Genomic DNA, 23,239 nt, shown 5'->3' with positions numbered 1-23,239 from the left:
AACCGACCATAGTTGGTTTGCACCTGAGTAAAAGGGTAACTGAGCGTAGTCGAAGTTATATTTTTTCTGCTATTCTTAAAATATCACCAAAAACCCCTCTCGCTGTAACCGCAGCACCTGCACCAGCCCCCTGGATCACCAAAGGATTTTCCCCATATGACTCGGTATAAATCTCAATGATGGAATCTGAACCACTTACCTGCCCCAACGCACTTTCTTTTGGTACGGAAACCAATTTCACATCCAGAATTCCCTTGTCTTTTTGTAAATCCCCGTGTAAGTCTCCAATGTATCGCAACACATGACCTTCTTTCTGAGCTTTCTTTATTTTTCCAAACACCTCATCCATCACTGAGATTTGACCTTTAAATTCATCAAAATCCAGGGATTGTATTTCCTTAGGAATTAAGTTTTCAACCTGGATATCATCAAACTCATTATGTAAATCGAGTTCGCGAGCCAAAATCAACAGTTTTCTTCCCACATCATTTCCAGATAGATCTTCACGCGGGTCCGGTTCTGTGAAGCCTTTTTTCATAGCCTCTTTCACAATGTCGGAAAATGGGATTTCTTGTTCTGAAAAAGTATTGAAAATATAACTCAATGATCCTGAAAACACCCCTTTGATCCTGGTTATGTTCTCACCGGATAAATGAAGTAGTTTTATGGTATCGATAAGCGGAAGTCCTGCACCAACATTCGTTTCGTAGAGATACTGTTTTTGATTTTTCTCCAAATGTTTACGAATGGATTTATAGTAATCAAAGCCTAAAGTATTTGCTATTTTATTCGAAGAAACCAAATCGAATCCACTATCGATAAGCTTTTCATAGTTGGCTACAAAAGCTTCACTTGCCGTATTATCTACCGCGATCAAATTTTCCAAATGATTTGCCTTAGCAAACTCAATTACTTCTTCTATTTGGTAGGTAATCCCATTTTTGTCCAAATCCTTTTCCCAGTTTTTTGATACTCCCTGGGCATTCAACACCACTTTTCTGGAATTGGATACGGCAAAAACCCTTAGATCAATATCTTTTCTATTTTCAATGTTGACTTTGGAATCCAAAATTTGGTCAATTAAAGTCCCTCCTACATTACCATGTCCAAAAATAGCAAGGTTTACTTTTTTGGCTATTCCGAAAATCTGACCATGCACTACATTAATAGCTTTGTGCAAATCTGATTTCTTCAATACCAAGCTCACATTTTTACCAGTTACGGTATTGTTAAAAAGTAACGGGACCACCTGATTTTTAACCAGGGCATTAAATGGTTTATGAAAAGTACTCAAGTCCATTCCCACAATGGAAATAACCGAAACATCGTTAACAACGGTAATTTGGTTTACATCATGGGAAGAATAGTCCGTTTCAAACTCTAAATCGAGTACTTTTTTTGCTTTTTGGGCTTCTTTGGAGTCCACCACCAAACCAATTCCTCGTTCAGAAGAGCCCTGGGAAATAATTCCAACATTAATGTTATTCTGACCAAGTGCTTTAAAAATCCGCGCATCTATTCCAACTTTACCCAAAAGTCCTCTTCCTTCCAGATTTATTAAGGCAACGTTCTCTAAAACAGACAAAGATTTAATTCCTCCGTTATCTGTTTTAGGACCAATCAATGTTCCTTGGTTGTCGTCATTAAAAGTATTTAGAATTCGTAGGGGAATGTTTTTCTCTATTAAGGGGATGATGGTCTTTGCATGCAAAATAGTCGCTCCAAAATTGGCCAATTCGTTGGCTTCGGCATAGGAGATGACATCGATAAGTTTGGCGTCAGACACCAAATCAGGATTAGCAGTATAAATCCCATCAACATGGGTATAGTTGAGCAACTCCGCGGCATCCAAGAAATTGGCAAGCAAGGCGGCAGAATAATTGGTGCCATTTCTTCCCAAAGTTGTGGTCTCCCCTTCACTATTGGAAGCAATAAAACCGGTCACGATAGGAATTGCATCTGATTCCAGATTTTTAAAAGAACGAATAACATTTTCTTTAGAAATACTCTCATCCACCTCAGCGTTGGTAAAAGTGTCATCCGTTTTAATCAAAGATCTTGAATCAACCAATTGTGCTTTTATTCCTGATTCTGTTAACGAAGAGGTGACCATTTTTCCAGAAATCAGCTCTCCGTAGGCCATGAGTTCGTCCTTGGTTTTTGAGCTGTAATCTCCGGTAAGTGACACCCCTTTTAAAATCTTTTCTACAGCTTTTAATTCATCAGAAATTATTGAAGGATTCGACAGGCCCTGCGTTTGATAACTTTTAAACAGTTTGAATTCTTCTTGAAAATCTTCGCTGTTTACTGCTGTTTTAAGCATGGATTCCAATTGGTCGGTAGCTTTTCCTCGTGCTGAAAGTACCACTGCGAAATGCTCCTTTTCTTGGGCTTTATTGGAAATAATTTTGAGGACACGTTCTATCCCCTCTCCGTTTGCCAAGGATTTCCCTCCAAACTTGAGAATTTTGATACGTTCCGATTTTCCATTTTTCTGGAATACCGGTTCCAAGAGTTTTTCCAATTGCTCAAATTCCATTAAAAACGCATCATGGCCATGTAAAGATTGTACTTCACCATAGGTGACATTGGTATTTACATGCGCCAACCGCCTAAAGGTTTCTTTGTTTTCTTCAGCCGTAAAGAACAGATCTGAATTGACCCCAATAATATGAATCTTGGTATCGCTTCTTTGAAGCGCATTGAATGCTTCATCTCCATTTCTTGTAATGTCGATGGTCTTCAATAACTGATTCATCAGTTTATATGCGGATAGCTGAAAGCGTTCTTGCAGCTTTTTTCCATGATGCATCAACCAGCTCTCTACATTGAAAACCTGAAGCTCTTCATTGGTGCTTCGCTTAAATCTTTCTTTAAACGATTCCGGGGTCCGATAACATAACATCGCATGCATCCGAGCATCATGAACAGGTTGTTTTGAATTGATTAAAAATTGTTCCTGTATCTGGCAATTAGCAATCAACCAATCGGTAGACTTCCAATCAGAAGCCACTGGAATCAGATGCTCTGTAATATTGGGATTTAAGGCAGTCATTTCCCATGCGATTCCACCACCCAACGAGCCACCAATAATAGCAAATAAACGGTCTATTTTCAGCTGTTGTAATCCTTCAAGAAAGATTCGGGCGATATCTCCTGCAACAAAATCCTTATAATTTTCAATCACAAAACCATCGTATCCATTTCCCGGGATGTTGAAAGCCAAAATGGTATACTTATCTGTATCAATACTTTTGTGCTTTCCAATGATATCGGACCACCAACCAGACTCTCCAGTAACGTTGGAATTGCCCGTTAAAGCGTGGTTCACCAATACAATTGGAGCAGTGTGTAATTCCTTTCCAAAAACTTGGTAGGATAACTGCACATCTTGGGAAAAACCGCTTATGGTCTCGAAATTCTTTATTTCAGTTTTGTGGAGCATATTTAACTTTTGCTCCTTCTCCCCTGGGAGAAGGTTGGGATAAGGGGTTTACCTCGTCTTAATCCTCTCCTCAAAAGGAGAGGAAACCTATTATTAACCTCTATTCGTGAACTACTGATTTATCGATAGCAGCAAACGCTTGTTCCAAATCGGATTTTAAATCGGACAAATCTTCCAGCCCTACTGACAAACGAATTAAATCCTTGGTCACACCAGTAGATTCTTGTTGGGCATCATCCAATTGTTGATGTGTTGTGCTCGCTGGATGAATTATCAGTGATTTGGTATCACCAATATTGGCCAATAAGGAAAATATCTTGGTTTCATCGGCTATTTTTTTGGCAGATTCAAATCCTCCTTTTACACCAAAAGTGACAATACTACTCTGTCCCTTTGGTAAATATTCATCCGATAATGCTTTATACTTGCTTGATTCCAGCCCTGGATAATTAACCCAAGTGACCTCATCTCTATTTTCTAACCATTGTGCCAAGGCCAAAGCATTTTCGCTATGTTTTCTCATACGGATTTCCAAAGTTTCCAAGCCCTGGATAATCTGAAAAGCATTGAATGGGCTTAAACATGCCCCATGATCTCGTAGACCTTCAATCCTAACTTTAGCAATGAATGCTGCTGGACCAAGTGCATCGTGATAAACCAGTCCGTGGTACCCTGGAGATGGTTCGGTAAATTCAGGGAATTTCCCATTTGCCCAATCAAATGTTCCTGCATCAATTATTGCTCCACCCAATGCCGTTCCGTTTCCGTTGATATATTTTGTCAAGGAATGGATTACAATATTGGCCCCATGCTCAATGGGATTTAACAAAGCCGGAGAAGCTACCGTGTTATCTACTATAAAAGGAATTTTTGCTGTTTTTGCCTCTTTAGAAATCGCCTTAAGATCCAAAACATCCAATTTGGGATTCCCTAACGATTCCACAAAAATTGCACGGGTATTTTCTTGAACGGCTTTTCCAAAATTGGACGGATCAGAAGGGTCTACAAAAGTAGTTGTGATGCCTAAACGAGGTAGGGTCACGTTAAACAGGTTGTAGGTCCCTCCATAAAGGCTATTAGAGGAAACAATATGGTCGCCTGCTTTTAGCAATACCAATAAGGCCGTATTTACAGCTCCAGTCCCCGAAGAAGTCACCACAGATGCAATCCCACCTTCCAAGGCAGCCAAGCGCTGCTCTAAAATGTCATTGGTCGGATTATTGATTCGGGTATATATATTTCCGAATTCTGCCAATGAAAAAAGATTGGCCGCATGATCAGCATTGTTGAATACATATGCCGTGCTTTGATAAATGGGCACAGCTCTAGTTCCTCCATTGACGGTAACATCGTGGCCTGCATGCAAAGCATTGGTTGAAAATTTTTGATCACTCATGATTTTTTGCTTTTAATTAAACTATTCTGTTTTTGGATTCCCACTTCCGTGGGAATAACATCGTTTTTAAAATGAATTTTAAAAACACAAAAAAGCCAAACCCTGCTCGACCTTTAGGTCGATAGGAAAAATCAAAAAGTTATAAGAAAGTGAAACCAAATTAAATTTGGTTGTTGTTATCTATTCCCAAATGGGATAGAATTTAGCACCTTCTTGACATTGGAAGTCAAGGGTTGCTAAGGCTTCATAGGGTCTATTCCCTCCACCTTTCTTGATAACTATTCAATACGTGTTTGAACTTGTGAGGACAAATATAAAGGCAGAATTTTTTAAAATCCTAATCTTTTACGAAAAATTCACAAAAGCTGACGCTTTTATAAAACTAAAACACTTCAATCAAAGTTGTAACCAATCGGCCTCCATGATTTGGAGAATTCTGAGACAACAGCTGTTTTGACTCCTTTACTTTTAAATGAAATGGGGTTTTGCATAAATCCACGCCACTTTGTTTTTTTAATCGAATTCCTTGACCGGAGATAATATCAATATTGGGAACAAAATAACCGTGCGGCAAATGTTCGGTTAGAACAACATATTTAAAGTTGCAAAGCTTATCTACTATACTTTTGATTTCTGAATTGGACAAATGTTGTAATACCTGCCTTAAAATAGCACAATCCGCCATAGGTAGGTTATCTTTTGCTATATCCAAACAATGGAATTCCAAATTTGGGTACTGGAATTTGGTTTTGTTGAAGTTTATCAACTCTTCAACAATATCCACGGCAATATATTTTTTGGTATGCTCAACCAATGCCTTGCCAATGTTGAAATCTCCACAACCTAAATCAAGAATGGTCAATGGTTTTGCGAAGGATTTTAAAAATGATTGCAGTGTATGAATATATGGATTGACCAATTCAGGCTGATGTGACCCGTCACCAGAATAAAAATCAGAACCATTATCCCCCCAAAGTTTGGCCTTATAAATTTGGTCCATAGCAGCCTTCGTGGCCCATGGTTTTTTCATTTTCTTAGCTGAACTTAGTTTCATTTTAAGACCGAAAACTCAATGCTTGAGTCCGTAAAAACTGTATGGGTCTGGGTTTTAAAATCTTCTTCATCTGCCTTGAAGATATTGTCCACATAGGTTTGTGGATTCAAATCAATTAAGGGAAACCAAGTGCTCTGAACCTGAATCTGTAGCTTATGTCCTTTTTTGATTGTGTGGAAGACATCTTGTAATTTGATGCTCACGTCCGTTTTTTTATTAGGGGTAAAAGGCTCAGGTTTGGAAAAACTGTTTCTAAACCGCCCACGCAACACCTCACTACGAACCATAAGGTGATAGTTGGACATTTTTAAATGGTCCTGCATTTCTTCATTGGTTTCAACATCGTCTGGATGTACATCGATGACCTTTACAATCCAATCTGCTGCGGTACCCGTAGTGGCCACTTTTAAGTTGGCCATTATATCCCCAGCTAGGGTCAGGTCTTCTTCCATAACCTCCGTTTCAAAAACAAGCACATCTGACCTTCGAGCCGCGAAGCGTTGATCATCTGTCATGTATTTTCTGGGCGTAAATACGGTTTTTACGTCTTCGGAATACGGAACCGGCTTTTTAATGTCACTTATAAATTGAATTCCAGAAATCTCTCCATTTTTAGAAGTCAGTTTTTGATCATCTGAAAGGAACATGGTTTCTTTTTCAACGCCCTTGGGGGGCCAAGAGTCATATGTTTTCCACTCTTTGCGTCCAGAATCAAAAACATAAGCTTCGGGAAGTCCACTGTTAGCGCCTCCATCTCCTTTTAAAAAGTGATTAAAAAACTTTGTTTCAATGTTGTCCTGATAGAATTCTGAAATGGAATCCCCGAAGTAATAGTTTCCTACCAAACTTCTTCCATTTCGTCTTGACCAACGTCCGTGATCCCACGGTCCAAAGACTATGGTATTGTAACCTTCGGTATGTTTTTCAATGTTTTTATAGGTTTCCAACGGTCCGTATAAGTCCTCTGCATCGAACCATCCCCCAACGATCATAGTTGCTACATGCGATTTAGATTTATTCAAATGCTGAATCAACCCTCTACTTTGCCATAATTCATCATAATTTGGATGCTCCTTTAATTCATTCCAGAAATAATCATCGGTAACCCCATCTGGTCGCATAGTGGGGGTGTCAACGGTTTCATATTCAAAAAAGGAATTTAAATTTTTTAATGGCCCAGCATCCAAAAAGAACTGGTATTGATCTTCCGTTTGTAAATCAGGAAACATATACCATGCGGTGTCTATAGGTTGATCGTTATTAGGTCTTGGAGTACCAAAAAGCGAAGTAGCTTTGAAATAACTCAACAAATAGGCACCATTATGATGGAAGTCATCAAAAAAGAAATCCCCAATACAGGCTTGTGGTGAGGCTGCTTTTAAGGCTGGATGGGCGTCAATAGTCGCATAAGTAGCATAAAATCCTGGATACGAAATACCCCATACACCAACTCGTCCGTTATTGTTTTCGACATTGTTCACCAGCCATTCGATAGTATCATAGGTATCCGAACTTTCATCTACATCTTGATCTGAAGTCTTATTCGGAATATAGGCTCGCATGTTTTCATAATGTCCCTCGCTCAACCATCTACCACGAACATCTTGATATACAATAATATTCCCTTCTTTCATTAAATGAATGTTGGGCCCAATCTGCTTTCTAAAGTTTTCTTCACCATAAGGTCTTGAGCTATAGGGTGTACGCTGCATTAAAATAGGATACTCCTTCGAAGTGTCTTTTGGAGAATAAATTGTGGTGTGCAGTGTAATTCCATCCCGCATCTCAATATTTACTTCTTTTTTGGTGTAGTTGTCAGCAACGTAAGTATCTTCTTGCTGAACTTCTTTTTTAACCGTTTTTTTGCAGGAGGAGATGGCCAATGTCAAAACGAACATCAGCAACAAGGGACGAAGTACTATTTTCATCTTAAAGAAATTTTGATTGACGCCTAAAACTACAAAGAAATCTCTTTCTAAAAAGATTCTTTTTCCTTCTCCCTAATTATCAAAAATCAAACAAAGAACGTTAAAGTCCGAATGCTTTCTTTACCGTATCAACACTATCCAATTTTTCCCAAGTGAACAATTCCACTTCTTTTTCAACTCTTCCATTATAGGGAGATTCAAAAACCTTGGATATTTTTTGAGGTTGTTTTCCCATATGGCCGTAGGCAGCTGTTTCCAGATAAATGGGATTCCTCAATTTAAGGCGTTCTTCTATGGCAAAGGGACGCATGTCGAACAATTGCGATGTTTTTTCTGCAATTTCCCCATCTGAAAGTTCTATGTTGGATGTACCAAAGGTATCCACAAAAATAGAAGTTGGTTCCACTACTCCGATTGCATAACTTACCTGTACCAAAATCTCGTCGGCTATACCAGCAGCAACCAAATTCTTAGCCACATGTCGTGCGGCATAAGCTGCGCTTCTGTCCACTTTACTTGGATCTTTTCCGCTAAAGGCACCACCACCGTGGGCGCCTTTTCCTCCGTAGGTGTCAACAATAATTTTTCGCCCCGTTAGACCTGTATCACCATGTGGCCCTCCAATGACAAATTTACCTGTAGGGTTGATGTGGTATTTAATCTTATCATTGAAAAGTTGTTGAATGGATTCTGGCAACAATTTTTTTACTTCAGGAATCAAAATGGAGATAATATCCTTCTTAATTTTTGCCAACATCTTTTCGTCAGAATCAAAATCATCATGCTGGGTAGACACCACGATAGTGTCGATACGCTGTGGCACATTGTCATCGGAATATTCTATGGTCACCTGGGCTTTGGCATCTGGTCTTAAGTATGGAATTCTTGTTCCTTCACGTCGCAAATCTGCCAGCACTTGAAGAATCTTGTGTGAAATATCCAATGCCAAAGGCATATAATTTTCAGTCTCTTTGGTGGCATAGCCGAACATCATCCCTTGATCACCTGCTCCCTGTTCTTCCTTGCTCCCCCTATCAACCCCTTGATTAATATCTTGGGATTGTTCATGGATCAACGAAATCACGCCACAGGAATCCCCACTAAACTGATACTCCCCTTTGGTGTATCCTATTTTGTTGATTACATCTCTGGCAATATGCTGTACATCAAGATAGGTGTCACTTTTTACCTCTCCGGCTAAAATAACTTGGCCTGTAGTTACCAAGGTTTCGCAAGCCACCTTGCTTTCAGGATCAAAGGCTAAAAAATTATCTAAAAGGGCGTCGCTAATTTGGTCGGCTATTTTGTCGGGATGTCCTTCGCTAACGGATTCTGATGTAAACAGATATGGCATGTATTTCTATTTTAAATGGAGAGATTTGACGGGACAGTCCAAAAAAGTTTACACCTTTTTAGCATTTTTGTTTCTGCTGGATTCAGTTCAGCATCTGAGGTTGCAAGCAGTCAAATCTTTCCTCAATAATCGAGGGCTAAAATATGAAAATGTTTTGTCTTAAAAACCTAATATTTTTAAAAACCCGATACCAATAATAAACCGTTTATCCGTATTTTGCTGTCCGACTAATTTAGAAATCATGAAAAACAAAGCTTTACTTTCCATCCTCCTATTCTCATTTACATTCCTAGCCATTGGGCAAGACAAAAAGGACGAAAAAAAATGGGATGTCTCCAACCCTTATACCGATTGGAAGATCAATGAAGTTGATTTATCCACCGATGAAGGCACATGGATGAACCTTGATGTAAGTCCTGATGGCAAACAAATCGCTTTTGATATGTTGGGAGATATTTACATCATGTCCATTTCAGGTGGAAATGCCAAGGCTTTGCGCTCAGGATTGCCTTTTGAAGTTCAACCTCGTTTTAGTCCTGACGGGAAAAGAATAAGCTTCACTTCTGATGCTGGCGGCGGAGACAACATTTGGGTGATGGATGTTGATGGCAACAATGCGGAACAGATTACCAAAGAAAACTTCAGGTTGTTGAATAATGCTGTATGGACACCGGATGGGAACCACTTAATAGCCAGAAAACACTTTACCTCACAACGATCTTTAGGTGCCGGGGAAATGTGGCAATACCATATCACAGGAGGAAGTGGCTTAAAGTTGACAAAAAGAAAAAATGACCAACAGGACGTCAACGAACCTTCGGTTTCGAGCGATGGAAAATACCTTTACTACTGTGAGGACATGTATCCGGGTGGTTTCTTTCAATACAACAAGGATCCAAATGCTCAGATTTATGCCATCAAACGTTATGATTTCGAAACTGGCAAGACCATTACAATTACTGGAGGTCCAGGAAGTGCTTCGAGACCAACAGTGTCTCCAGACAATAAAAAGTTGGCATTTGTAAAACGAGTTCGAACTAAAACCGTTTTGTTTATCCATGATTTGGAAACTGGTGAAGAGTGGCCCATTTATGATGCGCTGAACAAGGATCAGATGGAAGCTTGGGCCATTTTTGGTACCTATCCCAATTTCAGCTGGATGCCAAATGGTGCTGAAATTGTTTTTTGGGCTGGAGGTAAAATTCAAAAAATTAATGTTGCCAGCCTTCAAGTTGAAGCAATCCCTTTCCAGGTTGATACAAAAATCAAAATTGCTGAGACACATCGAGTGCAACATCAGGTAGATGCTGACGAGTTTACCGCCAAGGTCATTCGACATGTAAAAACTTCTCCGGATGGAAAAAGAATCGTTTTCAGTGCTTTAGGTCATCTGTGGACCAAAACATTACCTAATGGTAAACCCAAACGCTTAACGGACAGTAAAGATTTGGAATTTGAACCTTCTTTCTCCCCAGATGGAAAAGAGATTGTATATGTATCTTGGGATGATGAGCAATTGGGAGCAATCCATAAGGTTTCATCCAGCGGAGGTAAATCAACAAAATTGACCTTAAAAAAAGGTATTTATCGCTTCCCCTCTTTTTCCAATAATGGCAAACACATCGTTTATGGTAAGCAAAGTGGAAGCAATGACCAAGGGCGAACATTCAGCAAAGAACCAGGAATTTATACCATGTCAACCAATGGAAATTCTATCAAAAAACTCACAGAAAATGGGTTGACGCCAACATTCAGTGCTGATGATCTTCGTATCTTCTTTCAAACTGGGGGAAAATTCTTTGGATCATTGATCAAGGAACTCAAAAGTGTAGATTTGAATGGGAAGGACGAACGAACTCATTTTAAGTCCAAATATGCCAATCATATTGTGCCATCACCCGATAACAAATGGTTGTTGTTTTCCAATTTGCACAAAGCTTATGTAGCTCCGATGACAATGACCGGTCAAACTGTGGAGTTCGACCCAAAAAGCAAAGCTTTTCCAGTCACTCAAGTAGCAAAAGATGCGGGTTACAGTCTTCATTGGTCCAACAACAGTAAAAAACTACATTGGACTTTGGGCAGTGAATACTTCTCAAACGATGTGAATCAAAGATTCACTTACCTTAAAAATTCTCCAGACAGCATTCCTCCTATAACCGAAAAAGGAATCGAGGTAGGACTGGTCACCAAAACAGATAGACCCAAAGGTCGCATTGCATTTACCAATGCTAGAATCATTACCATGGAAAATGATGAAGTCCTTGAAAATGCCACCATCGTTATCAACGACAATAAAATTGAAAGCATTGGTGCTTCTTCGGAAATCACCATTCCCTCAAATACTGAAGTAATTGATGTCAAAGGTAAAACCATAATGCCCGGTATTGTGGATGCCCATGCACATATTGGGGCCTTCAGAGCTGGATTGAACACTAAAAAACATTGGCAACTATATGCCAATCTTGCCTTTGGTGTTACTACAGCACATGATCCTTCTGCCAACAGTGAAACGGTTTTTGGTCTTTCAGAATTGGTGAAAAGTGGTGAAATGGTGGGTCCTAGAATCTATTCTACCGGATTCATCCTTTACGGAGCTGATGGGGATTTTAAGGCGGTGGTCAACAGTTTGGATGATGCGCGTTCCGCTATCCGAAGAACAAAGGCTTTTGGAGCTACCTCAGTAAAAAGTTACAATCAACCTCGACGAGAACAGCGGCAACAAGTAATGCAAGCAGCAAAAGAATTGGAGGTTAATGTTGTGCCTGAAGGTGGATCCACTTTTTTCCACAATATGAGTATGATTATGGATGGCCATACCGGAATTGAGCATAATATTCCCGTGGCACCGGTTTATAAAGATATTATCACTCTTTGGAGCAATAGCACAAGTGGGTACACCCCCACTCTCATAGTAAATTATGGAGGATTAAATGGCGAATACTTCTATTACGAAAGGGACAATGTTTGGGAAAATGAGAAATTGTTAAAATATACTCCAAGGCATATCATTGATTCTCGTAGTCGCCACAGAACCAAAGCGCCGCAAGAAGAATACACAAACGGACATGTATTGGTTTCAAAAACGGTTACCGATCTTTCCAACGCAGGCGTAAAGGCCAATCTTGGAGCGCATGGTCAGCTACAAGGTTTGGGTGCCCATTGGGAACTTTGGATGCTCAAAGCTGGTGGTATGAGTAATATGGATGCCTTAAAAGCAGCTACCATTAACGGTGCCGAATATATCGGTATGGGAAGTGAAATTGGCTCTTTGAAAGAAGATAAACTGGCCGATTTGATTGTTCTCGATGAAAATCCATTGGAGGATATCGAAAACACCAATTCAGTCAGATACACCATGATCAATGGGCGCTTATACGACACCGAAACCATGAACGAAATTGGCAACGAATCCAAAGAACGCAGTAAATTCTATTGGGAAAACAACAGATACAACCAAGCATTTCCTTGGCATGAACAAACCCAGAGTTTCACCATTCCTGGTTGTAGTTGCCATGCGTTAAAGCACTGATAATGGTTTTTCATCGAAAGGTTGATAAAACCGCCGAGCTAGGTTTTAGCTTCCACAAGATTCGTTGTATATTGTATGCCTTTGCAACTGAACACAGCAAGCTAATAACCATTCAAGATCAAGACCCATGCACATTGCCGTAGCAGGAAACATTGGAGCAGGAAAAACCACATTGACCACTTTACTTGCCAAACACTACAAGTGGGATGCACAATTTGAGGACGTAGTTGACAATCCGTATTTGGATGATTTCTATACCCAAATGGAGCGTTGGAGTTTTAATCTTCAGATTTATTTTTTGAACAGTCGATACCGTCAGATTCTCAAGATAAGGGAAAGTGGAAAAAATGTGATTCAGGATAGGACGATTTACGAAGATGCCCATATTTTTGCTCCCAACCTGCATGCCATGGGCTTGATGACCAACCGTGACTTTGAAAACTATAAAAGTCTTTTTGAGTTGATGGAAACTTTGGTGCAACCGCCAGATCTATTGATCTATCTGCGCAGTTCCATTCCCAATTTGGTAAATCAAATCCACAAAAGAGGTCGGGAATACGAAAATAGCATCTCCATTGATTACCTAAGCAGACTGAATGAGCGTTACGAAGCTTGGGTTAACACCTACGAAAAGGGCAAGCTCATAGTCTTGGATGTGGATAACCTCAATTTTGTTGATGAACCTGAGGATTTGGGACAAGTAATCAATAAGATTGATGCCGAGATTCATGGGTTGTTTTAAGCCATAATCTTTAACCGTCATTCTGAATTTATTTCAGAATCACACATTCAAAATTTTGAGTCAACCTCATCCGATGGGATGCTGAAACCAGTTCAGCAGGATGATAATCGGATTTTCCCTCATTGAAAAGGGCCGTTCCCTCATTCTTAGTTTTATCCCCTTTGTTTTCAAGCTAGTTTTAGATTAGGGTTAACACCCATAATTTCTAACTCGAAGCTAAGGCTTCATAAATTTTGAAACATGGAACAGAAGAAAAATCCAAAATTGGAACTTAAAAAGAACAGCACCCTATATTTCTTAATGGGACTGACTGCTATTTTGTTATTTGCTTATGTGGCTATTGAATGGAAGACATATTATGAAATCCCAGAGTTCGTCCAAAACTTAGACACTCCGGATAGTCTAGATGAAGAACCTCCTATTACTTTTCATGAGCTTAAACTCCCACCACCTAAAATCCAGGCTCCTCCCGCTATTGAAATTGTTCCTGATGATCCTGATATTGAAGACTCCGTAATTGCTTCTACTGAGACAGATCATACTACCGAAATTGTCCCGATAGATGATATTCCAGTGATCAATGATGATATTCCTGATGAAATATCCTTTATTGTTATAGAAGATGTTCCTGTATTTCCTGGCTGCGAAAATGCAAACGACAAAAGAGTTTGTTTTCAAGAAATGATGCAAAAACACGTTCGAAAGAATTTCCGTTATCCCGAAATAGCCCAAGAAATGGGATTACAGGGAAGAGTCAATATCATTTTCACGATTCAAAAAGATGGAAGTATTGCTGAAGTTCGAATGCGAGGTCCGCATGAAACTCTTGAAAAGGAAGCAGCTCGCATCATCTCCAAACTCCCCAAAATGACACCAGGAAAGCAACGAGGCACTCCAGTAAAAGTTCCTTTTTCAATTCCGATCACTTTTAAGCTCCAATAATTGTCACACTGAGCCTGTCGAAGTGTTGACGGATAAGTATGGCAGTGATTACATCTCGACTGCGCTCGATGTGACATTAAACAAAAAAGGGCCGCACTAAAGTGCGGCCCTTTCATATCTTAAAAACGAAACGAATTTATTCCTTCGCCTCTTTGTATTCGTTTACCAATTTTTCTACCTCTTCTTTAGTAGCAGCAGTAAATTCTTTTGCCTCCTCTGTAATTTCTCCATCAACTTCTGAAGTAGTCATTACAACGGCTTTGAAAGTACCATCCTCAGTATTGATCATTTCAACATTAATATGCTGCTCCATTTGTCTTTCGATAACTTCTGTATCAGCTTTAGTTTCGTTATATGCCATCATTTTATCTGCACTTATTGCAATACTTGGAGCAATAACCAATGCTACAACTGACATCAATTTCAACAAGATGTTCAACGATGGACCTGAAGTATCTTTAAATGGATCACCAACGGTATCACCAACAACAGCAGCTTTATGAGCATCTGTTCCTTTCCGACCATCAGACTCTATCATTTTCTTGGCATTATCCCAAGCACCACCTGCGTTAGATTGGAAAATCGCCATTAAAACACCTGCAGAAGTAACACCTGCTAATAAACCACCCAACATTTCGGCTCCACCAATAAATCCTACTGCAACAGGAACTGCAATCGCCAATAAACCTGGCAATACCATTTCTTTAATTGAGGCTTTTGTTGAAATATCAACACATTTGTCATATTCGGCATATCCATCCGCAGCATCAAAAGTAGCACGTTGCTCTGGGGTCGCTTTAGACATATCGGTATCAACAGCTTTCATTACCTCCAAGGCCGCTTTCAGTTGCGGAATATCCCTGAATTGACGACGTACCTCTTCAATCATTGCCATTGCGGCACGACCTACAGCATTCATGGAAAGTGCAGAAAATACAAACGGTAGCATTGCACCTACAAGGAGTCCTGCCATCACAGTTGGCTTAGAAACGTCAATAGAAGTAACGTTTGCAACTTTCATAAAAGCTGAAAATAACGCCAAGGCCGTTAAGGCAGCAGACGCAATTGCAAAACCTTTACCTATAGCTGCAGTAGTGTTACCTACGGCATCCAATTTATCAGTACGCTCGCGAACTTCTGGGTCTAGTTCTGCCATTTCAGCAATACCTCCAGCATTATCAGAAATAGGACCATAAGCATCTACCGCTAATTGGATTCCTGTATTTGCCAACATTCCAACGGCAGCGATCGCAATACCGTAAAGACCTGCAAAATGGTGCGAGACCAAAATCGCAGCAGCAATTAAAAGAATAGGAATCATTGTTGACATCATACCAACACCTAAACCTGCAATAATATTTGTAGCAGCGCCAGTTTCCGATTGTTCTACAATTGAATTTACTGGTTTTGTACCTGTACCTGTATAGTACTCCGTAATCTTACCAACACCCAAACCAGCAACTAGACCGGCCAAGGTTGCCCAAAAAATACCCATAGCTCCAAAAGGTAATCCATCGACTGTCTCAGGAATTAAAGCATTAATGATGAAGTAAGAAGCAACGACCATTAAACCAGCCGATCCAAATTCACCAATATTTAAAGCTGTTTGTGGATTTCCACCATCTTTAACTCTTACAAAGAAGGTACCGATAATTGACATTATTATACCTACCGCAGCCAACACCAAAGGAAGGTAAACTGCACCTAAGCCAGCAAAATCCGGAGTAATAATAAATGCTCCTAAAACCATGGTACCGATTATGGAACCAACATAAGATTCAAATAAATCCGCTCCCATACCTGCAACATCACCAACGTTATCACCAACGTTATCTGCAATTGTAGCAGGGTTTAATGGATGATCTTCAGGAATACCTGCTTCTACCTTACCTACCAAATCCGCTCCAACATCCGCTGCTTTTGTGTAAATACCACCACCAACACGGGCAAAAAGTGCAATAGATGATGCCCCCAGCGAGAATCCAGATAATACATTCAATACTAAACCAAGGTTATCAGCTCCAGGCCACATATTTTGATAGACAATAAACAATCCACTTAGTCCCAATACACCAAGACCAACAACGCCCAAGCCCATCACGGCACCTCCAGCAAAGGCAACTTCCAGAGCTTTTCCCAAAGATGTTTTAGCTGCCTGTGTAGTTCTTACGTTTGCTTTTGTAGCAACACGCATACCAATGAATCCTGCCAATGCAGAACAAATTGCACCTACAACAAAGGATACGGCTACCATACCGTTAGAGCCAGTTTCGCTACTGCCCTTGAAATAAAGTAACGCAGCCACGGCAATTACAAAAATTGATAGAATTTTATACTCGGCCTTTAAGAAAGACATAGCGCCATCTGCAATGTTTTTAGCAATTCTTGCCATTTTTGCATCTCCTTCATCTTGCTTTCCAACCCACATATTCTTTATGAATACGAAGACAAGTGCCAAAACACCAAATACAGGTAAATAGTTTACGATCAGTTCCATTTTATTTGATTATTTATATTTTTTTAACGGATGCTAAAGTAGTAAAATACGGACTAATAAAAAAAATGCGCTTTTGGTAGTCAAAAGCGCATAAATCTTTAATTGATTTTACCTCAAATGGTAAAAGTTCTTTTCTTTTTGTGCTCGCTTTCCTCATAGCGTTTCACACATTGATGATAGATTTCTATAGCTTCATGAACATCTCCCCATCCGCCGGTATCTACCTTCTTTTCTTCCAAATCTTTATAGACGGCAAAAAAGTGCTCAATTTCTTTTTTTCTATGTGGATTTATATCGGTAATATCCGCTTTGTTGTTCCAAACCGGATCATGTACTGGAACACATATAATTTTTTCATCGGGCCCTTTTTCATCGGTCATATGAAATACGCCGATTGGTTTCACCTCCATTACAACCATTGGGTAGGTAGGCTCGGTACCTAATACAAGTACATCTAGGGGATCTTTATCCAAAGCAAGGGTTTCTGGAACAAAACCGTAGTCACCAGGATACATCATGGAAGAGAACAAAGTTCTATCGAAACGAATTTTATTCAGGGTAAAATCATATTCATATTTATTTCTACTGCCTTTTGGAATTTCTATCAGCACATCGAAGGTTACTTCTTTCTTTGACATTTTAAGGTTTTAAATTTTTTTGCAAAAATAGTGCTCCTACAGGGAATAAGGTCAACAAATATGGACGTTTCTGTTAATTAAAAATTAAATCCGAAGGTACCTGTAACACCGAAGGGTCTAGCATCAGGATTGTCGAGGTAATTTCCTCTGAAGTTGAAGTCTATTCTAAAAATCTTAAAGATGTTCCCTATTCCAAAGGAATATTCCCAATAAATCTGGTCTTCCGGTGCTATTAAAGGAATATTGGTTGGTGCACTCAGTGCAATATTTTCATCTGAAAGCTGTCCCCATGCTCCTCTAAGCCCAACAATTTCTCTTAGGTTCCAGTTTCTTAAAATTGGTATTCGTGAAAACAATCTACCATTAAAGTTATGTTCCAAATGTACCGTAGCATAGGTATCCGTCACGAACTCGTAAAAATCCAGATTGGGAAAAACATTGTACAAGGAAAAAAGGGTTTGATTACCTGGCACCACACTCAATAGACTCAATGGCACTTCTCCGAAGGTTTTTCCGAGCTCAATACTGCTCGTAAGTCGTCCAAAACCTCCAATTTGCCAGGGTTGGCGATATGAAAATTGTAGTCGTTCATAATCAAAATCACTTTCCAGAAATCCGCTAATCCCTTTGCTATAATTTAAAAGAATAGTACTGTGGTCGTCATTGATATTGGCACGTTCCACACCATAACCTATGGTTCTTTTGCCCGGAGTATAGATCAAAGTGGTATTAATATCGAATTGTTTTACCTCGGAAGATATCCCGGTTGGTGATTCTGGATCTATATAATCTAGACTAAAGGCTTCGGGGAGCGCCGAACCCAATGTCCGAAGTGAGCTTCCCAATCTAACCCTAAAGTTTTTAACGGGTTCAATTTCCAAATTAAAGGTTGATAGATTGATGTTGGTCAATCGATCATTGGCGCCAACCGTCACTAAGGAAGAAGATGCTATACTCCTACCCAACACATCATTGGTACTGGTTAAACTCAGCCCTAATTGCTCCACATCTCTTCGATGACCACCCGATAGAATAAGCCTGCTCTTTCTGTCCAACAAAAACTTTCCTGAAAGACCGTGCTTGGCTTTTTTATCGGTAAACCCATAAGCCATATAACCTTCAAGTCGCCAGGTATCATTTTGTCCAAAATAGGTTCTTGCTCCAAGTCTGACTCTTGTTCCTTCAGCATCGTTAAAACCAAGAACGCTATAAATATTCCCAATGTCAATGTTCCATTTGTCGATTTCAATATAGCCGGAGCCCAAAATGCTTACAATGTCATAATAGGTTCTGAACTTAGGAACCGTTTTCAGCGTATCCAATAGTTTGAAGATACCGGATTCATCTTCGTTCAATTTTTCTAAACGGGCATTTTTCCAAAAGGTGCTGTCTCTCGCAAACACTCTTGGATCATAGGGGTCGGTTTCCGCTTTATAGAATTCCTCAGGACGATTGGTATCGAACAAGTAGTTATCAAAAACCGTTGTTCGTTTGCCATAGACACCTCGTGATTTTTCTTTTTTGGAAAAACTAAAATCGCTCAACATATAATCCCGTTTCAATAGAAAAACAGAATCATTAACCACATCAAAATCCTGCTCTATATAAATTTCCTTAACCCAATTGATGTTCGCACTTTTGGTTACCTGTAGATTTATTTTTTTGATGGCATAGGTAGAATCGTTCACCCAAAAATCTCCTTTGAAGGTCAATTCATTTTTCCGTCGGGGGTAATATATAATATTATAACACCATTTATCATCAATAAATGTACTGTCGGAAAGCACATAATTATAGGTGTCAACTCCAGTTTTTGATAATGGACTGGTAAAGCTCTTGTCAAAAAACTTCAAATAGTTTTCATAAATGTCATAGTCGGAATACAAGTCTTCTACAAAGGCGGTGATGGCCTGATTTCCACTAAAACCAGAATTTTTATTCCCTAAAACATCTTCTTTTTCTTCATTCAGAATATTATCACCATAGACTTTGGAAAAGCTTTCGTTCAAGAACATTGGCAAATAAGTCTTGCCTGTTATTCGGGAAGTATCCAAATCTTCGAACATAAATTCCAGACCCTTGAACATCTTACTTTTTATAAGGGCGCTGTCAATCGTGTTCAGGTCGAACTCTACCTTTTCGTACTTGTCATATTGATATTGTTTGAATTTTCGAACTCCGTTTTCCCTTTTTTTGGCCCAGATTTTCTTTAAAATATCAATGGCCGGATTATTCTTTTTGGATTGCTTTCCTGTATATACAATGACCTCCTTAAGTTGTTCTGTGGATTCGGCCAACACAATCTCCATATTGAAATTCACCTTCTTTTCAAGCTGAATTTCTTTGGTTTCATAGCCAATAAAAGAAACCAGGATTGTGCTATAGGTTTCCTCCGATTCAATATAAAATCGTCCATTATCATTGGTGATGGTACCTTCGGATGAGTCTTTAAAAACAATATTTGCAAAAGCGATGGGTGAACCAGAATCGTCCACAATAATACCACCCACCTTTGTCTGGGAAAAAGTTAAAAAACTGAATAACGTCAGGGAAAAAACTAAAAGGAATTTCTTCATGTTTTGATATGTGCCACTTCATAAATTCCATGCAGGAATTTTAAAAGTGCAATGGTCTGTTCGATTTAAAAGTAATTTCTTATCAAAAACTGTTCCTTAAAAAAAGCCTCACCAACTTTAGTTGACGAGGCTAATATACCTTACAAATATAAACCGTTTATTTATATAACACTTTCTTAACAGCTTTGATCACATCATTGGAATTTGGTAACCATTCTGCCAAAAGTACCGGAGAATATGGAGCCGGCGTATCCGCTGTATTAATCTTTACGATTGGAGCATCCAAATAATCAAAAGCCTTATCCTGTACATGGTAAATTATCTCGGTTGCCACATTACCAAAAGGCCATGCTTCCTCCAAAATCACCATGCGATTGGTTTTCTTTACGGAATTCAAAATGGCATCATGATCCATTGGGCGAACAGTTCGTAAGTCGATGATTTCACAACTAATTCCCTCTTTCTCCAATTCATCGGCTGCTTTATAGGCCTCTTTAATAATCTTTCCGAAGGAAACTATAGTAACATCTGAACCTTCTCTTTTAATTTCGGCTACTCCTATTGGAATCGTGTATTCACCTTCGGGCACCTCACCTTTATCACCATACATCTGCTCAGACTCCATAAAAATAACGGGGTCATCATCTCGAATTGCAGATTTCAACAATCCTTTGGCATCCGCAGGATTGGAAGGCACCACCACCTTTAAACCAGGGCAATTGGCATACCAACTTTCAAAAGCCTGAGAATGGGTAGCTGCCAATTGACCAGCGGAAGCGGTAGGACCCCTAAAAACAATTGGGCAGGCAAACTGTCCGCCAGACATCTGCCTAATCTTCGCCGCATTATTGATTATTTGGTCTATTCCCACCAAGGAAAAGTTAAAGGTCATGAATTCAATAATAGGTCGGTTACCAATCATGGCCGAACCTACACCGATACCAGCAAACCCTAATTCAGAAATAGGTGTATCCACCACTCTTTCAGGGCCAAATTCATCCAACATCCCTTTTGAAGCTTTATAAGCACCATTGTACTCAGCAACCTCTTCACCCATTAAATATATTGTATCATCCCTGCGCATCTCTTCGGACATCGCCTCTTTGATAGCTTCTCTGAATTGTAGTGTTTTCATTTAGTAGTCCTAAAAAGTTTAGTTTGTGTGCGTAAAAAAATGCATGCAAAAATAGCAAAATCTACAAGAATAACCCCGGAGTGCAATTTAAAAAAAGAATGAATATTTATTATGCATGCATAATAAATATAGAATTTTTATGGCTATCTTAGCGGCGTTAAATTCAAAATGACTATGAAGATTTTAGTTTGCATCAGCAACGTACCGGATACCACTTCCAAAATCAATTTTACGGAAGGTGACACCAAGTTTGACACAAATGGTGTTCAATTTGTGATTAATCCCAACGATGAGTTCGGACTTACCCGGGCCATGTGGTTCAAGGAAAAACAGGGAGCCACCGTTCATGTGGTTACTGTTGGTGGAGCTCAAACCGAACCTACTATCCGTAAAGCTTTGGCCATAGGCGCAGACGAAGCTGTCCGAGTAAACGCAGAACCCACTGATGGCTTTTTTGTAGCCACGCAACTGGCAGAAGTAGTAAAAAATGGTGGTTACGACCTAATTATCGGTGGTAGGGAATCCATAGACTACAATGGCGGAATGGTTCCTGGTATCTTGGCAACGCTTCTTGATATGAATTTTGTAAACACTTGTATTGGATTGGAAGTTGACGGAACCAATGCAACCGCAATGCGTGAAATTGACGGCGGAAAAGAAACGATTAGCACTACATTACCTTTGGTAGTTGGTGGTCAAAAAGGATTAGTGGAAGAAAGTGACCTCCGCATCCCTAATATGAGGGGTATCATGATGGCCAGAAAAAAGGCCCTTAATGTGGTTGAACCTGTTGAGGCATCAAAACTCACCCAAGATCAAAAATTTGAAAAACCAGCACCAAAAGGACAGGTAAAATTGGTTGATGCAGAAAATGTGGGAGAATTGGTCGACCTATTACACAACGAAGCGAAAGTCATTTAAATAATCAAATCACAAATTCCAAGCACCAAACACCATTTTGGAATTTGGATTTTGAACATTGAAATTCTAAAAAGTTATGTCAGTATTAGTTTATACCGAATCAGATAAAGGAAAATTTAAAAAGAACGCTTTGGAAGTGGCTTCCTATGCACATAAAGTGGCCCAGGAAGTTGGCGGAAGCGTAACTGCGGTCTCCATAAACGCTGAAGATGATGCTTCGTTGGGAGATTATGGAGTATCCAAAGTACTTAAGGTCTCTGATAATCAATTGGACACTTTTAATGCGAAGGCTTATGCCAATGTTTTGGCCCAGGCTGCCCAAGCCGAAGGCGCAAAAATTATTGTGGTTAGCTCAAGTGCCGACAACAAGTTTTTAGCACCGATTCTGTCTGCTAAGTTGAGTGCAGGCTACGTTCCAAATGTAGTTGCCGCCCCAGAGAGCACATCACCATTTGTGGTCAAAAGAACCGCTTTTAGTAACAAAGGCTTTGCCCACACCGAAATAAGCTCTGACATCAAAATTGTTGGGGTATCAAACAATGCCTACGGAATTCATGAAAATGGAGGCTCAGCCACCGTCGAAGATTTTAATCCATCGCTTTCTGATGCAGATTTTGCGGTAAAATCTATTGAAGTGGATAAAGTGGTCGGAAAAGCTACTATTGCCGATGCAGATATCGTGGTTTCTGGAGGTCGTGGCCTAAAAGGTCCTGAAAATTGGGGCATGGTCGAAGAATTGGCCGAAGTTTTAGGAGCTGCAACCGCCTGTTCCAAACCGGTATCCGATTTAGGATGGCGTCCGCATGGTGAACACGTTGGCCAAACTGGAAAACCTGTTGCCAGTAACCTTTACATTGCCATTGGTATTTCAGGAGCAATACAACATTTGGCCGGAGTTAGTTCTTCCAAAACCAAAGTAGTGATCAACAACGACCCCGAAGCTCCTTTCTTTAAGGCTGCGGATTACGGGATTGTTGGGGACGCCTTTGAAGTGGTACCAAAACTCATCGAAAAATTAAAGGAATTTAAAGCCCAAAACGCTTAATTTTTGTTAATTTGCCTTTTGCAAGGGGCTGTTC

Annotated in this window: 14 protein-coding genes and 1 riboswitch; of the genes, 5 read left to right on the top strand and 9 right to left on the bottom strand. The window is 39.7% G+C overall.

Annotated elements, in window-relative coordinates:
• Positions 1-55: 55 nt before the first annotated feature.
• The 5 genes from thrA to metK form a co-directional block, all read right to left on the bottom strand.
• Positions 56-3,445, bottom strand: a complete 3,390-nt coding sequence (gene thrA / locus ACULLG_RS07180; protein WP_452126089.1) for a bifunctional aspartate kinase/homoserine dehydrogenase I — start codon at positions 3,443-3,445, stop codon at positions 56-58.
• Between the two features lie 100 nt (positions 3,446-3,545).
• Complete coding sequence (locus tag ACULLG_RS07175) at positions 3,546-4,841, bottom strand: O-acetylhomoserine aminocarboxypropyltransferase/cysteine synthase family protein (protein ID WP_452126088.1); 1,296 nt, start codon at positions 4,839-4,841, stop codon at positions 3,546-3,548.
• 173 nt (positions 4,842-5,014) lie between these two features.
• Positions 5,015-5,122, bottom strand: a riboswitch (SAM riboswitch).
• A gap of 101 nt (positions 5,123-5,223) precedes the next feature.
• Complete coding sequence (locus ACULLG_RS07170; protein ID WP_452126087.1) at positions 5,224-5,871, bottom strand: class I SAM-dependent methyltransferase; 648 nt, start codon at positions 5,869-5,871, stop codon at positions 5,224-5,226.
• Between the two features lie 20 nt (positions 5,872-5,891).
• Positions 5,892-7,823, bottom strand: a complete 1,932-nt coding sequence (locus ACULLG_RS07165) for a CocE/NonD family hydrolase (protein ID WP_452126086.1) — start codon at positions 7,821-7,823, stop codon at positions 5,892-5,894.
• Positions 7,824-7,923: 100 nt separating this feature from the next.
• Positions 7,924-9,177, bottom strand: a complete 1,254-nt coding sequence (metK, locus tag ACULLG_RS07160) for a methionine adenosyltransferase (RefSeq protein WP_452126085.1) — start codon at positions 9,175-9,177, stop codon at positions 7,924-7,926.
• A 241-nt stretch (positions 9,178-9,418) separates the two neighbouring features.
• Here metK and ACULLG_RS07155 point away from each other — a divergent pair, with 241 nt between their 5' ends.
• The 3 genes from ACULLG_RS07155 (at position 9,419) to ACULLG_RS07145 (ending at position 14,393) form a co-directional block, all read left to right on the top strand.
• Positions 9,419-12,709, top strand: coding sequence for an amidohydrolase family protein (locus tag ACULLG_RS07155; protein ID WP_452126084.1), 3,291 nt, complete (start codon positions 9,419-9,421; stop codon positions 12,707-12,709).
• A gap of 127 nt (positions 12,710-12,836) precedes the next feature.
• Positions 12,837-13,451: a deoxynucleoside kinase gene (locus tag ACULLG_RS07150; RefSeq protein ID WP_452126083.1), complete on the top strand. Its 615-nt coding sequence runs from the start codon at positions 12,837-12,839 to the stop codon at positions 13,449-13,451.
• A 240-nt stretch (positions 13,452-13,691) separates the two neighbouring features.
• Positions 13,692-14,393 (top strand): energy transducer TonB, encoded by a 702-nt coding sequence (locus ACULLG_RS07145; RefSeq protein ID WP_452126082.1) that lies wholly within the window; start codon positions 13,692-13,694, stop codon positions 14,391-14,393.
• A gap of 136 nt (positions 14,394-14,529) precedes the next feature.
• Here ACULLG_RS07145 and ACULLG_RS07140 read toward each other — a convergent pair whose 3' ends face one another.
• The 4 genes from ACULLG_RS07140 to ACULLG_RS07125 all read right to left on the bottom strand — a co-directional run bounded on the left by ACULLG_RS07140 (position 14,530) and on the right by ACULLG_RS07125 (position 21,239).
• Positions 14,530-16,890, bottom strand: a complete 2,361-nt coding sequence (locus tag ACULLG_RS07140; RefSeq protein WP_452126081.1) for a sodium-translocating pyrophosphatase — start codon at positions 16,888-16,890, stop codon at positions 14,530-14,532.
• 113 nt (positions 16,891-17,003) lie between these two features.
• Entirely contained in the window at positions 17,004-17,528 is a 525-nt protein-coding gene (locus tag ACULLG_RS07135; protein ID WP_452126080.1) for an inorganic diphosphatase, read from the bottom strand.
• Between the two features lie 77 nt (positions 17,529-17,605).
• Positions 17,606-20,104: a DUF5686 family protein gene (locus tag ACULLG_RS07130; RefSeq protein WP_452126079.1), complete on the bottom strand. Its 2,499-nt coding sequence runs from the start codon at positions 20,102-20,104 to the stop codon at positions 17,606-17,608.
• 157 nt (positions 20,105-20,261) lie between these two features.
• Positions 20,262-21,239 (bottom strand): pyruvate dehydrogenase complex E1 component subunit beta, encoded by a 978-nt coding sequence (locus ACULLG_RS07125; RefSeq protein WP_452126078.1) that lies wholly within the window; start codon positions 21,237-21,239, stop codon positions 20,262-20,264.
• 174 nt (positions 21,240-21,413) lie between these two features.
• On the opposite strand from ACULLG_RS07125, the gene ACULLG_RS07120 reads away from it, so the two are divergent.
• Both ACULLG_RS07120 and ACULLG_RS07115 read left to right on the top strand, forming a co-directional pair.
• Positions 21,414-22,160, top strand: a complete 747-nt coding sequence (locus ACULLG_RS07120; protein WP_452126077.1) for an electron transfer flavoprotein subunit beta/FixA family protein — start codon at positions 21,414-21,416, stop codon at positions 22,158-22,160.
• Between the two features lie 76 nt (positions 22,161-22,236).
• Positions 22,237-23,205, top strand: coding sequence for an electron transfer flavoprotein subunit alpha/FixB family protein (locus ACULLG_RS07115; RefSeq protein WP_452126076.1), 969 nt, complete (start codon positions 22,237-22,239; stop codon positions 23,203-23,205).
• Positions 23,206-23,239 lie beyond the last annotated feature (34 nt).

It is taken from the genome of Flagellimonas sp. 2504JD1-5, from assembly GCF_053618295.1.
The sequence above is the reverse complement of the archived record's forward strand: the minus strand, read 5'-3'. Positions and strand labels throughout refer to the sequence as shown.

Coding starts and splice junctions, on each gene's coding strand:
- thrA (WP_452126089.1), bottom strand. CDS start 3,445: ATGCTCCACAAAACTGAAATAAAGAATTTCGAGACCATAAGCGGTTTT.
- ACULLG_RS07175 (WP_452126088.1), bottom strand. CDS start 4,841: ATGAGTGATCAAAAATTTTCAACCAATGCTTTGCATGCAGGCCACGAT.
- ACULLG_RS07170 (WP_452126087.1), bottom strand. CDS start 5,871: ATGAAAAAACCATGGGCCACGAAGGCTGCTATGGACCAAATTTATAAG.
- ACULLG_RS07165 (WP_452126086.1), bottom strand. CDS start 7,823: ATGAAAATAGTACTTCGTCCCTTGTTGCTGATGTTCGTTTTGACATTG.
- metK (WP_452126085.1), bottom strand. CDS start 9,177: ATGCCATATCTGTTTACATCAGAATCCGTTAGCGAAGGACATCCCGAC.
- ACULLG_RS07155 (WP_452126084.1), top strand. CDS start 9,419: ATGAAAAACAAAGCTTTACTTTCCATCCTCCTATTCTCATTTACATTC.
- ACULLG_RS07150 (WP_452126083.1), top strand. CDS start 12,837: ATGCACATTGCCGTAGCAGGAAACATTGGAGCAGGAAAAACCACATTG.
- ACULLG_RS07145 (WP_452126082.1), top strand. CDS start 13,692: ATGGAACAGAAGAAAAATCCAAAATTGGAACTTAAAAAGAACAGCACC.
- ACULLG_RS07140 (WP_452126081.1), bottom strand. CDS start 16,890: ATGGAACTGATCGTAAACTATTTACCTGTATTTGGTGTTTTGGCACTT.
- ACULLG_RS07135 (WP_452126080.1), bottom strand. CDS start 17,528: ATGTCAAAGAAAGAAGTAACCTTCGATGTGCTGATAGAAATTCCAAAA.
- ACULLG_RS07130 (WP_452126079.1), bottom strand. CDS start 20,104: ATGAAGAAATTCCTTTTAGTTTTTTCCCTGACGTTATTCAGTTTTTTA.
- ACULLG_RS07125 (WP_452126078.1), bottom strand. CDS start 21,239: ATGAAAACACTACAATTCAGAGAAGCTATCAAAGAGGCGATGTCCGAA.
- ACULLG_RS07120 (WP_452126077.1), top strand. CDS start 21,414: ATGAAGATTTTAGTTTGCATCAGCAACGTACCGGATACCACTTCCAAA.
- ACULLG_RS07115 (WP_452126076.1), top strand. CDS start 22,237: ATGTCAGTATTAGTTTATACCGAATCAGATAAAGGAAAATTTAAAAAG.